This is a genomic window from Pyxidicoccus caerfyrddinensis, from assembly GCF_010894405.1.
GTDB lineage: Bacteria > Myxococcota > Myxococcia > Myxococcales > Myxococcaceae > Myxococcus > Myxococcus caerfyrddinensis.
Window position 1 is genome coordinate 446,804 of sequence record NZ_JAAIYA010000007.1, and the last position, 13,465, is coordinate 460,268.

Below are 13,465 nucleotides of genomic sequence, written 5' to 3' on the forward strand. Positions count from 1 at the left end.
GTCCCGGGCGACGAGCTGGCCACGATGATGGCCGAGCTCGAGAAGATGGACGGCGACGAGGTCCAACAGCTCCTGGCCTCGGAGCCGTCCGACACCGGCAAGGCGGAGTCACAGGAATGACGATGAATGCTCCGAAGAAAGCCGTGCTGCCGCCCGGCCACCATGGCCACTGGCTGCTGCGCCTCAACGAGCAGGTGAAGGACCCCCTCGGCGCGCTCGTCCGCACCCAGCAGAAGTACGGGGACATCGCCTACTTCAACACGCAGCAGGGCCCGCTCTACATGCTGGCCCACCCGGACCATGTGCAGCGCGTGCTCGCGGACAACGCGCGCAACTACCCCGCGCCGGAGAAGCGGCCCAGCCGGCTGATGGGCAATGGCATCTTCCAGAGCAGCGGCGCCGTCTGGCTCCGCCAGCGCCGCATGGTGCAGCCCGCCTTCCATCGCTCGCGGCTGGCCCGCATGGTGGAGGACATGGTGCGCGGCACCGAGGCACTGGCCGAGCGCTGGGAACAGCCCGCCCGGACCGGCGAGCCCGTGGAGCTGCTGGAGCAGATGCGCCTGTTGGTGCCCACCCTGCTCGGCGCCTCGCTGTTCTCGCGCGGTGTGTACGAGCGCGATGCGGGGCTCCAGGCGAGCGTGGCGTTCCTTTCCCACAAGTCGCATGCCAAGGCCCGCGACTCGCTCTGGAAGCTCGCGCTGCGGCGGCTGGGGTATCCCCGCTCGCGGCGCCAGCAGTTCGACGCCGCCACGGATGCACTCAACGCCTCGCTCCATGGCCTCATCGCCGAGCGCCGCAAGGCCCCATCCGCCGGGGACGACATCCTGGGCATGCTGATCGAGGCCCGGGACACGCAGGGCGAGCCCATGACGGACACCGAGGTCCGCGACGAGCTGGTGTCCCTGCTCGTCGGCGGCCACGAGGCCACGTCGGTGGCGCTCACCTGGACCTGGTACACGCTGATGAGCCACCCGGAGGTGGAGCAGCGCGTGCGTGAGGAGCTGGCCTCGGTGCTGGGGGGAAGTCCCTCGGCCAACGGCGAGCAACTCCAGGCCCTGCGCTACACGCGCGCGGTGGTGGAGGAGACGTTGCGCCTCTACCCGCCCGCCTGGCAGCTCATGCGCCGCGCGCAGGAGGACGACGAGATTGCCGGCTTCACCGTCCGCGCCGGCAGCCTGGTGCTGATACCCACGTGGCTGCTGCACCGCCACGCCTCGTTCTGGAAGGACCCCGAGCGGTTCGACCCCGAGCGCTTCCTCCCCGAGCAGAAGGAGCAGCGACACCGCCATGCCTGGATGCCGTTCGGCGGCGGCCAGCGGATGTGCGTCGGCAATGGCTACACGCTGACGCTCATCGTGGCGGTGCTCGCCACGCTGCTGCCGCGCTTCCAGGCCCGACTCGTCCCCGGCCACCCCGTCACGCCCGTGGCCAGCAACACCTACCGTCCCCGTTTCGGCCTCAAGGCCACCCTCCATCCAGCGCCCTCCGTGGCGCGTGACTCCTCTCCGTCCCCGAAGGCCGTCTCGTCATGAGCGACAGCGACATCCTCAAGCGTCTGGCCAGTCTCCCCCCCGAGAAGCGCAACCTGCTCCTCAAGCAGCTCCGCGCCAGGCAGCAGAGCTCACCCCAGTCCGCGTCCGCGCTCCCGTCCCTCTCGCCCCAGCCCCGCGGCGACGGCCCCCTGCCGCTGTCCTTCGCGCAGCAGCGCCTATGGTTCCTCGAGCAGCTCGAGCCGGGGACTGCGCTCTACAACCTGCCCTCGGCCCTGCGCCTGGAGGGCCCGCTGGACACCGGCGCGCTGGAGCGCGCCTTCACCGAGCTGGTGCGCCGCCACGAATCCCTGCGCACCACCTTCCAGGCCCACCAGGAGACGCCCACCCAGACTGTCTCGGCCCCCACCCCCGTCACCCTGACGCGCGTGGACCTGAGCGCGCTGCCCGCCGCGGAGCGCGAGGCCGAAGCCCTCCGGCTCTTCAAGGAGGAGGTGCTCCGGCCCTTCGAGCTCTCCCAGGGCCCGCTGCTGCGCACCACGCTGCTGCGGCTGTCCGCCACCGAGCACGTGCTGGTGCTCGTCATGCACCACATCATCTCCGATGGCTGGTCCATGAACGTGCTGGTGCAGGAGATGGCCGCCCTCTACGCCGCCTTCTCCCAGGGCAAGCCCTCTCCCCTGCCCGCGCTGCCCGTGCAGTACGCGGACTACACCCTCTGGCAGCGCCAGTGGTTGCAGGGCGATGAGCTGGCGCGGCAGCTGTCCTGGTGGAAGCAGCAGCTGGAGGGAATGCCGGGCCTGCTGGAGCTGCCCGTTGACCGCCCCCGTCCGCCGATGCGGGCGTTCCGCGGCGCCAGCGTCTCCTTCGAGCTGCCCCGGGAGCTGTCCGAGTCGGTCCAGGCGCTCTGCCAGCGCGAGGGCGTCACCCCGTACATGCTCCTGCTGGCCGCCTGGCAGGTGGTGCTGCACCGCACCTCCGGCCAGGATGACCTGGCCGTCGGCTCGCCCATCGCCGGCCGCCGCTTCGTCGAGGCGGAGGGCCTCATCGGCTTCTTCGTCAACACCCTGGTGCTGCGCGCGCGCCTCTCCGCCCAGCTCACCTTCCGCGAGCTGCTGGCCCGGGTGCGCACCACCATCCTGGAAGCCCAGACGCACCAGGACCTGCCCTTCGAGAAGCTGGTGGAGGAGCTCCACCCGGAGCGGGACCTCAGCCACAGCCCGCTCTTCCAGGTGTGGTTCGTGCTGGACCAACCCCAGCCCCAGTCCATGGGGGCCCAGGGCCTGACGCTGCGCCCGCTGGCGGCCGAGAGCCACGTGGCGAAGTTCGACCTGGCCCTGTCCATGGTGCAGAGCCCGGAGGCGCTGATCGGCAGCCTCGAGTACAACACCGACCTGTTCGACGAGAGCACCGCGTCGCGGCTGGTGGGCAACCTGCGCGTGCTGCTGGAAGGCATCTGCGCCCGCCCCGAGGCCCGCCTGTCCGAGCTGCCGCTGCTCGCCCCGACCGAGCGCCAGCGGCTGCTCGCGCAAGGGAGCCCGGCCCCGCGGGAGCTGCCCGAGCCCGCGCTCGTCCACCGCCTCTTCGAAGCCCAGGTGCGCCGCACCCCCGACGCCGTGGCCCTGCGCTTCGGCGGTGAGACGCTCACGTATGCCGAGCTCAACGCCCGCGCCAACCAGCTCGCCCGGCACCTGCGCCGGCTCGGCGTCGGTCCCGAGGTGCTCGTCGCCATCTGCCTGGAGCGCTCGACCGGGCTCATCGTGGCCATGCTCGCCACCCTCAAGGCCGGCGGCGCCTGGCTGCCCCTGGACCCCGGCCTTCCTCCCGAGCGCCTGGAGCTCATCACCTCGGACGCCTTCGCACCGGTGACGCTCACCGACTCGGAGCGCGAGCTGCTGCTGGAGCGGCGCGGTGCCGTCATCCTCCTGGACGAGCAGGCGGAGCGCGTGGAGCGCGAGTCCACCGAGGACCTGGAGGCCTGGGGCGACGAGGGCCAGCTCGCCTACATCATCTACACCTCGGGCAGCACCGGCCGTCCCAAGGGCACCCTGCTGCACCACCGCGGACTGGCCAACACGGCGCTGCAGACGATTGACGCCATGGGCCTTGGCCCCGGCAGCCGTGTGCTGCAGTTCTTCTCCGCGGCCTTCGACGCCTCGGTGTGGGAAATCTTCCCGCCCCTGCTCGCCGGAGCGGAGCTGTGCCTCGCCCCCCGCGAGGAGCTGATGCCGGGCACGCCGCTGCTGAAGGTGCTGCGCGAGCAGGCCATCACCGCCGCCACCCTCACGCCGTCGGTGCTGGCCCAGCTGGAGCCCGAGGGGTTGGAGACGCTGAAGACGGTGGTGTCCGCGGGTGAGGCCTGCACGCCGGAGCTGGTGGCGCGCTGGCAGCCGGGCCGGCGCTTCATCAATGCCTATGGCCCCACGGAGACCACCATCTGCGCCACGCTGACGGACGCGGTGGACGCGCGGCGCATCACCATCGGCCGTCCCTTCCACAACGTGCGGGTGGCCGTGCTGGACACGCACCTGCGGCCGGTGCCGGTGGGTGTGGCGGGCGAGCTGTGCGTCGGCGGCGTGGGTGTGGCCCGCGGCTACCTGGGCCGCCCCGAGCTCACCGCCGAGCGCTTCGTGCCGGATGCCGACGGCGCGCCGGGAGCCCGCCTCTACCGCACCGGTGACAAGGTGCGCTGGCTCGCCGACGGCCAGATCGAGTACCTGGGCCGCGCCGACTTCCAGGTGAAGGTGCGTGGCTACCGCATCGAACCGGGTGAAGTGGAGGCCGTGCTGCTGGGACACCCGGCCGTGCGCGAGGCCGTGGTTGTCGCGCGCGAGGGCGCGTCCGGCAACAAGCGGCTCGTCGCCTATGGAGTGGTGCGCGAGGGCCAGACGGCCGACGCCACCGCGCTGCGCACCTGGCTCAAGGGGAAGCTGCCCGAGTACATGGTGCCCTCGGCCTTCGTGCCCCTGGAGGCCCTGCCCCTCACCTCCAGCGGCAAGGTGGACCGCGACGCCCTGCCGGAGCCCGGCTCGGAGCACCAGCCCGCGAGCGCGAGCCAGGTGGCCCCGCGCACGCCCCTGGAGACGACCCTGGCCGCCATGTGGACGGAGCTGCTGGAGCTCGAGCGCGTGGGCGTGCACGACAACTTCTTCGAGCTGGGCGGCCACTCGCTGCTGGCCACCCAGGTGGCCTCGCGCCTGCGCGCCACCTTCGGCGTGGAGCTGCCCCTGCGCACGCTCTTCGAGGCCCCCACCCTGGAGGCGCTCGCCGCCCGGGTCGAGGCCGCGCTCGGCAACGCCGCCTCCTCCACTCGCGTCCCGGCCCCGCGGCGCGCGGAGCGGACGGGCTCGATTCCCCTCTCCTTCGCCCAGCAGCGCCTGTGGTTCCTGGACCAGCTCGAGCCCGGCACCGCCTACTACAACATCCCCGCGGGACTGCGCCTGGAGGGAGCGCTCGACGTCGGGGCGCTGCAGCGCGCCTTCGACGAGCTGCTGCGCCGCCACGAATCGCTGCGCACCACCTTCCACGCCGAGCAGGGCGAGCCCGTCCAGGTCATCTCCCCCGCCCCCTCGATGCCGCTGGCGGTGGTGGACCTGTGCGACGTGCCCGCGCCGGAGCGCGAGGCCGAGGCGCTGCGCCTGGCCACCCAGGAGGCGCGGCGGCCCTTCAACCTGTCCACCGGCCCGCTCTTGCGCGCCACCGTGCTGCGGCTCGAGGAGCAGCGGCACGCGTTGCTGCTCACCATGCACCACATCATCTCGGATGGCTGGTCCATGGGCGTGCTGGTGCGGGAGATGGCGGCCCTCTACGAGGCCTTCCGCCAGGAGCGGCCCTCGCCGCTGCCGGAGCTCGGCCTGCAGTACGCGGACTACGCCATCTGGCAGCGCCAGTGGCTGCGCGGCGAGGTGCTGGAGGCGCGGCTGGAGTGGTGGCGCAAGCAGCTCGAGGACGCCCCTTCCGTGCTGGAGCTGCCCACGGACAGGCCCCGGCCGGCCGTGCGCACCTACCGCGGCGCCACCCACCTGTCGCTGCTGCCCGCGCCCCTGGCCCAGGCGCTGGAGTCGCTCTCCCAGCGCGAGGGCGCCACGCTCTTCATGACGCTGATGGCCGCCTTCCAGGCGCTGCTGCACCGCTACAGCGGGCAGACGGACATCGTGGTGGGCACGGACGTGGCCAACCGGGACCACGCGGAGACGGAGTCCCTCATCGGCTTCTTCGTCAACCAGCTCGTCCTGCGCCTGCGCCTGGAGGGCAACCCCACCTTCCGCCAGCTCCTGGCGCAGACGCGGCAGGTGTCGCTGGACGCCTACGCGCAGCAGGACCTGCCCTTCGAGGACCTGGTGCGGGCGATCAACCCCGAGCGCAGCATGGCGCACGCGCCGCTCTTCCAGGTGAAGCTGGTGCTGCAGAACACGACCCGCTCCGTGGTCGAGCTGCCCGGGCTGCGGCTGGAGTCGGACGCGGTGGACCCGGCCACCGCGAAGCTGGACCTGACGGTGCTGGTGAGCCCCTCCCCCGAGGGACTGTACTGCGCGTGGATGTACAGCATGGACCTCTTCGACGCTCCGACGATGGAGCGCATGGCGCTGCACTTCCAGCGGGTGCTGGAGGCGGTGGTGGCCATGGGCGGTGAGCAGCGGCTCTCCACGCTGCCGCTGCTGTCGGAGGCGGAGCGCCACCGGCTGCTGGTGGAGTGGAACGAGACGGCGGCGCCCCTCCCGTCGCGCTGCTTCCACGAGCGGTTCGCGGAGCAGGCGGCGCGCGCGCCGGACGCGGTGGCGGTGGTGGCCGCGGACGGGCAGCTCACCTACGGAGAGCTGGACCGCAAGGCCAACCAGCTCGCGCACTACCTGCTGGCCCTGGGGGTGATGCCCGAGACGCGGGTGGGCCTGTTCGTCGAGCGCTCGGTGCAGGCGCTGGTGGGCCTGCTGGGCATCCTCAAGGCGGGCGGCGCCTACGTGGCGTTGGACCCGTCCCAGACGCATGCCCAGGAGCGGATGCGGCACGTGCTGAGCGACGCGAAGGCGCAGCTCATCGTGACCCAGGAGTCGCTGATGGACGACCTGCCCGCGCAGGGCGGGTTCCTCGTCAGCCTGGACGCGGGGGACGGAATGCTGGAGGCGCAGCCGGAGGAGGCGCCGGCCATCCGCGTGGAGCCGGGCCACCTCGCCTACGTGCTCTACACCTCGGGCAGCACGGGGCAGCCCAAGGGCGTGTGCATCGAGCATCGGCATCTGGCCAGCTACGTGGAGGGTGTCACCCGCCGGCTGGAGCTGGCGCCGGGAATGAGCTTCGCCTCGGTGTCCACGCTGGCGGCGGACCTGGGGCACACCGCCATCTTCCCCACGCTGAGCTCGGGAGGCGCGCTGCACCTGGTGGACAAGGATACGGCGGCGGACCCGGGGCGGATGCGGGACTACGGCGCGCGGCACGCGGTGGGCGGCCTGAAGATCGTCCCCACGCACCTGGGCGCGCTGCTGTCGGCCCCGGGAGCGGAGAAGCTGCTGCCGCGCCAGCGGCTGGTGCTGGGCGGAGACGTGTCGGACTGGGCGCTGGTGGAGCAGGTGCACGCGCTGTCGCCCACGTGCGAGGTGTTCAACCACTACGGCCCCACGGAGACGACGGTGGGCGTGCTGTGCGGCCGGGTGGAGCGCGGGGTGCGCGCGCCCGGCGCACAGTCGGTGCCGCTGGGCCGGCCGCTGGACAACGTGCGGGTGTACGTGCTCGACGGGAACGGGCAGCCGGTACCGGTGGGCGTGCCGGGCGAGCTCTCCATTGGCGGCGCCAGCGTGGCCCGCGGCTACCTGGGCCGGGCGGACCTGACGGCGGAGCGCTTCGTTCCGGATGCCTTCAGTCCAGAGCCGGGCGCGAGGCTGTACCGCTCGGGAGACAAGGTGCGCTGGCTCGCGGATGGGCGCATCGAGTTCCTGGGCCGGGTGGACCACCAGCTGAAGATTCGCGGGTACCGCGTGGAGCTGGGCGAGGTGGAGGCGGCGCTGGGAGCCCACCCCTCGGTGCGCGAGTGCGTGGTGGTGGCGCGCGAGGAGCAGCCGGGCGACAAGCGGCTGGTGGCGTACGCCGTGGCCCGCGAGGGGCAGGCGCTGGAGGAGCCGGTGCTGGCCCGCTTCATGGAGAAGCGGCTGCCGGAGTACATGGTGCCCTCCATCTTCGTGGTGCTGAAGGCGCTGCCGCTCACCTCCAACGGCAAGGTGGACCGCAAGGCGCTGCCGGCTCCCGTACGGGCCCGGGAGGGCGCGGACCACGTGGCGCCGCGCACCGCCACCGAGCTGCGGCTGGCCGCCATCTGGGAGGAGCTGCTCAAGCTGCAACGCGTGGGCGCTCGGGATGACTTCTTCGACCTGGGCGGCCACTCGCTGATGGCCACGCAGGTGGTGGCGCGCGTTCACGGAACCTTCGGCGTGGAGCTGGCCGTCATCGACCTCTTCGAGGCGCCCACCCTGGAAGGGCTGGCGGCACGCATCGACGCGGGCGCACCGTCGCAGTCGGCCCTGGTGCCGCTGCGGCGCGGGGGCTCGCGGACACCCTTCTTCTGCGTGCACCCGGTGGGCGGCGGCGTACTGGCCTACCTGGAGCTGTCGCGGCGGATGCACCCGGAGCAGCCCTTCTACGGCCTGCAGGCTCCCACGGGGCAGGAGTCGCACGACACGCTGGAGGCGATGGCCACGCGCTACGTGGACGCCATCCAGGAGGTGCAGCCGCACGGGCCGTACCTGCTGGGCGGCTGGTCCATGGGCGGACGCGTCGCCTACGAGATGGCCCGCCAGCTCCAGCAGCGCGGAGAGACGGTGGCGCTGCTGGCCATCATCGACGCCCGGAGCCGCGAGGACGGGCCGCGGCTGGAGGATGCGGAGACCCGCGCCAGGGAGGTGTTCCTGTTCGCCGATCACCTGTCGCGCCTGTCCGGGCTGAACCCCGAGGCCGCCGGGCTGCTGGGGCAGATGGACGCGGAGGAGCTGAAGGCGCTCCTGGAAGACACGCCGGGAGCGGGGGCGAGCCTGCCACCTCGAGCGCTCGCCGAGCTGCGCGCGCTGTGGCGGGTCTTCTCCCTCAACCTGCGCGCCTCACACGCGTACCTGCCCGGGCACTACCCGGGCCCGCTCGTCCTGCTGCGCGCGGCGGAGGGGCCGCGGGAGGGCCTGGAGGAGGACCTGGGCTGGGGCGCCCTGGCCTCGGGAGTGGAAGTGCACGAGGTGCCCGGAGACCACTTCAGCCTCATCGCCCCACCCCATGTGGAGCAGGTGGCGGAGCGGCTGCGGGATTTGTTGGAGCGAGCGCGAGAGGGGAATCCCTCCTCCGCGTCCAGTGCGGCCTGAGCAAGGGGAACCCATGACACTCATCCAGTTCTTCTTGCGTGTTTCGAAGCGCAGCCTCGTGCTGCCGGTCCTCTGCGGCGTGCTCTCCGGCGCCGCCAGCGCGGGGCTCATCTCCCTCATCAACTCCCTGCTGGAGCGCTCCGTCCCCGCCACCGGCGCCACGGCCCTGCGCTTCATCGGCATCGGGCTGGTGGCGCTGGTCGCCCGGGTCGCCTCGCAGCTCTTCCTGAACAATCTCCAGCAGGAGATGCTCCAGAAGATGCGCATGCAGCTGGCCCACCAAATCATCTCCACCCCGCTCCGCCGGTTGGAGGAGTTCGGAGGACATCGGCTGCTCGCGGTGCTGACGGATGACGTGAACACCATCAGCAACAGCCTGCTATGCATCCCCCACATCCTCATCAACTCCGCCATCCTCGTCGGCTGCCTGCTCTACCTGGCCTGGCTGTCGCCGACGGTCCTGCTGGCGCTGCTCGCCTTCATGGCGGTGGGCTTCGTGTCGTACCGGCTGCCCATGTCGCGGGCGCTCCGCTTCATCCGCGCCTCCCGGGACAAGCAGGACGGGCTGTACAAGCTCTTCGAGGCCATCATCCACGGCATCAAGGAGCTCAAGCTGCACCCGGGCCGGCGCGAGGCCTTCCTGGACAAGAACCTCACGGGGCTCACCAGCGAGCTGCGGCGGCTCAACGTCCTGGGCTTCAGCCTCTTCTCCGCCGCGAGCAGCTGGGGGATGTTCCTGTTCTTCGCCTTCATCGGGCTGATGCTCTTCGTCCTTCCCGTGTACGGGCCACAGGGCGGCGCGGGTCTGCTGGTGAGCTACACCCTCACCGTGCTGTACCTGCAACAGCCCCTGGATGCGCTCATGACCAACGTGCCCTTCCTGAGCCGCGGCCAGGTGGCACTGCGCAAGGTGGAGCAGCTCTCCGGCCTGGTCGAGGGCCTGTCGGAGTCCGCTCGCGCCCTCCCCGCGCCGAGGGCCTCCTTCACCCGCCTGGAGCTGCGCGGCGTCACCCACTCGTACCACCGGGAGCGCGAGGACAGCAGCTTCACCCTGGGGCCCATCTCCCTGACGTTGGAGAAGGGCGAGCTCGTCTTCCTGGTGGGAGGCAATGGCAGCGGCAAGACGACGCTCGCCAAGCTGGTCACCGGGCTCTACTCGCCGGAGTCCGGCGAGGTGCGGCTCGATGGTGTCCCCATCACGGTGGACAACCGTGAGGAGCACCGCCAGTGCTTCTCGACGGTGTTCTCCGACTACTACCTCTTCGACTCCCTGCTGGGACTCGCGCCCGCCGGCCTGGTCCCCAGGGCCCGGCAGTACCTCGAGCGGCTCCACCTGAACCACAAGGTGCAGCTCGGCGACGACGGCTCCCTCTCCACCACCGAGCTGTCCCAGGGCCAGCGCAAGCGGCTGGCGCTGCTCACCGCCTGGCTGGAGGACCGCCCCATCTACGTCTTCGACGAGTGGGGCGCGGACCAGGACCCCATCTTCAAGACGGTCTTCTACGAGGAGCTCCTGCCGGAGATGAAACGCGCTGGCAAGACGGTGCTCGTCATCAGCCATGACGACCGGTACTTCCACGTCGCGGACCGGCTGCTGCACCTCGACTCCGGCAAGCTGCGGTCCGAGACGGAGCCGGCTCCCGCGGGAGCACGGCAGCTCGCGTCGTGAGGCGTGCCCATTTCCCACAGTCCAGCTGAAGCCCCACAACCCCAAGAGCAGCTCCACCCCACCCGCTGATACCCGCTATGTCCGAGTCCACCTATCGATTGGCTGATCACACCTGCGTCGCACCACTCGTTCAGAGCTGGACCGCGTGGTGGATGAATGTGGCCCCCATTCCGGCCAGCCTGCACGTGCACAAGTCCCAGGTGCCGCTGCTCAAGGCCTACCTGCAGACGCCCGACTTCCACGCGCGAGCGGCGAAGGACCAGGCCCTCAGCGGCGGCACCTTCGTCGGCATCGCCCCTGAGCGAGCGGGCGAGGTGAAGGCCCTGCTGCAGCAGATGCAGGAGGCCCAGGCCGACCGGGCTCGGCTGGCCGAGGCCCTCGAGGAGTTCCAGGGCTGGCTGGTGGATGAAGCGAAGGGCCAGTCACTCGAGCCGCTCTACGAGAAGCTGCCCGAGCCGCTGCGCGGGCTGGTCGAGCTCTCGTACGACTACATCAACCGGCCCTTCGTCCGGGTGATGGAGGGCGCGCTGTACCGCAGCCCGTACCACAAGCCGCAGCTCCAATCGCTGCGCCTGCTCCCGCTGGCGTCGGACTCCAGCCGCCCCCACCTCTTCACGACGCCCTACCTGATGGAGCCCGGGCAGATTGACTGGGCGGTGCCCTTCTCCGAGGAGCGGGTCAGCCGCCTCTTCGAGACGGACCTGTCGCCCCGGCCGCTCGGCTACCTGCGCGATGTGCTGGGCCAGGCCGTCACCTCTGACGAGCAGCTGCTGCCGCTGCTCACCGAGGCGCCGCCCTCGCGGTACACGCCGTGGGAGGGCCCGGGGCCGCGCGTGCGCTACCTGGGGCACGCCTGCGCCCTGGTGGAGTGGAAGGGCATCACCATCCTCGTGGACCCGGTCGTCAGCGCGAAGCCGAGCGGCGGAGGCATGTCGCGGCTCACCTTCCACGAGCTGCCGCCGCGCATCGACTACGCGCTCATCACGCACAGCCACCCGGACCACCTCGCCATCGACACGCTGCTGCGGCTGCGCCACCGCATCGGCCACCTGGTGGTGCCGCGCTGCAATGGCTTCCTGGTGGGTGACTACTCCCCCAAGCTGCTGGCCCGCTCGCTGGGGTTCCAGAACGTCCTGGAGCTGGACACCTACGAGTCCATCCCCCTTCCGGACGGTGAGCTCATCGCCGTGCCCTTCCTCGGCGAGCACGGTGACATCGGCCACGCCAAGTCGTCGTACGTCGTGCGCACCGGCAAGGAGCAGCTCCTCTTCGCCGCCGACTCAATGTGCGTGGATGACGCCGTCTACCGGCACATGCGCCAGAACCTGGGCCCCGTCCAGACGGTGTTCATGAACACCGAAATCGAAGGCGCCCCGCACACCTGGACGCTCGAGGCGCTCTTCCCCAAGAAGCGCGACCGCAAGCTGGAGAAGAACCGGCGCTGCCGTGGCAGCAACACGGGCGAGGGCCTGCGAATCCTCGAGCTGTTGGGCTCCACGCGGCTCTACAACTACGCCATGGGGCTGGAGCCCTGGATGGAGCACATCATCGGGCCGGCCAGTCCTCCCGAGGCTCCGCGCATGAAGGAGTCGGAGCGGCTGCTCACCGAGGCCCGGGCCCGAGGCCTCACCGCGGAACGGCTCCACGGACCCACCGAGCTCCTGCTCGGGTCCTGAGGACGGCCAGGAAGAACGCCATGCCCTCCGCCACGCACGACAAGACGCCCCCGATTCAGGCGCTCAGTGGACTGCGCTTCGTGATGTCACTCGTCGTCCTGGGGTGCCACTACCTTCCAGTCCTTGCCGTCCCGCCCCTGGTGAAGACGCTGCTGTCGCAGGGCACGGCCGCCCTCAACTGCTTCTTCATGCTGAGCGGTTTCCTCCTCACCTATAACTACCGCGACGCTCTCGCATCCGGCCAGCTGCGGTGGCGCGACTTCATGCGGATGCGCCTGACGCGCATCTTCCCGGTCCACCTGGTCACCCTGCTGCTGGTGACGCCCATCACCCTCTACCTGCTGGACGTGTACCCGGCGCTGATGGCGCGCGACCTGGGCATGGAGGTCACCCAGGCGCAGGTTGCCGGCTCCTGGCTGTCCAACCTGCTGATGGTCCAGGTCTTCATCCCCCACCGGCTCTCGCACATCTGGAACGGGCCCTCCTGGAGCATGGGGGCCGAGCTGTTCTTCTATGTCCTCTTGCCCTTCTTCGCGCGGTACGTGCTGGCGCGCCTGCACGACGTGAGGAGCATGGCGCGGACGGCCGCCGTGCTCTTCGCCATCCAGGTGGTGGCGGTGATCGCCACTGCGCTGGCGATCTTTCTCCTCAGCCCTCCCGGCAAGGAGATGGAGAGCCGCATCTACCACATCGTCTGTATGTCGCCGCTGCTGAGGGTGTGGGAGTTCTTCCTGGGCTGCGTGCTCGGAGCGTTCTTCCTGCACCACCAGCGGCAGGGGGTGTCCCCCCGGCTGACCGCGGTGCTGACGCAGGCGAAGGCGCACTCGTGGGCCCTGGGCCTGGTGATGCTGGCGGCGCTGCTGCTGGCGCTGCCGTCGTCCCGATTCGCCGGCGGGGTGCTGCAGCTGTTCCGGTGGTACGTGCTCTACACGCCTTTGTGCGGGCTGTTGATACTGCTGCTGGCCTCGCGGCGAAGCTTCGTGAGCAGGCTGCTGGAGCACCGCTGGATGGTGTTCATGGGGGACGCGAGCTACTCGCTGTACATGATCCACTGGCTGCCGTGCATCCTGCTGGTGATGTACAAGCGCAGCGGGGGGGAGATGGTCGCCTGGTGGCCGTACGCCGCCATGGCGGGCACCCTCGTCGCCACGGTGGGCTTCTTCCAGTTCGTCGAGCGCCCGGCCCGCAAGCTGTTCAGGCCTGGCGTGCCGGCACCGGTGCCGGGCACGCTGCTGGCGGCAAGCGCGGCGGAGTAGGGCCCAGGCCGCGCGAGTGCGCGGCCCGGGCTGCCCGCCG

6 protein-coding genes (1 of these 6 only partly in view) are annotated in these 13,465 nt (G+C 70.9%); all 6 read left to right on the forward strand.

Annotation, left to right across the window (positions count from 1 at the left end; genetic code table 11):
* On the forward strand, positions 1–120 hold the end of the coding sequence (locus tag G4D86_RS19470; RefSeq protein WP_163995472.1) for a non-ribosomal peptide synthase/polyketide synthase. It extends 20,676 nt beyond the left edge of the window; only the last 120 of its 20,796 coding nucleotides appear in the window; the start codon falls outside the window, past its left edge; the stop codon is at positions 118–120.
* Positions 117–1,532, forward strand: coding sequence for a cytochrome P450 (locus G4D86_RS19475; RefSeq protein WP_163995473.1), 1,416 nt, complete (start codon positions 117–119; stop codon positions 1,530–1,532). Before G4D86_RS19470 ends, G4D86_RS19475 begins: the two co-directional genes overlap by 4 nt.
* Positions 1,529–8,824, forward strand: coding sequence for an amino acid adenylation domain-containing protein (locus G4D86_RS19480; RefSeq protein ID WP_163995474.1), 7,296 nt, complete (start codon positions 1,529–1,531; stop codon positions 8,822–8,824). The genes G4D86_RS19475 and G4D86_RS19480 overlap by 4 nt, the downstream gene beginning before the upstream one ends.
* Before the next feature lie 13 nt (positions 8,825–8,837).
* Positions 8,838–10,493: a cyclic peptide export ABC transporter gene (locus G4D86_RS19485; protein WP_163995475.1), complete on the forward strand. Its 1,656-nt coding sequence runs from the start codon at positions 8,838–8,840 to the stop codon at positions 10,491–10,493.
* Positions 10,494–10,570: 77 nt separating this feature from the next.
* Positions 10,571–12,169, forward strand: coding sequence for an MBL fold metallo-hydrolase (locus tag G4D86_RS19490; RefSeq protein WP_163995476.1), 1,599 nt, complete (start codon positions 10,571–10,573; stop codon positions 12,167–12,169).
* A gap of 20 nt (positions 12,170–12,189) precedes the next feature.
* Entirely contained in the window at positions 12,190–13,425 is a 1,236-nt protein-coding gene (locus tag G4D86_RS19495) for an acyltransferase family protein (protein ID WP_163995477.1), read from the forward strand.
* Positions 13,426–13,465 lie beyond the last annotated feature (40 nt).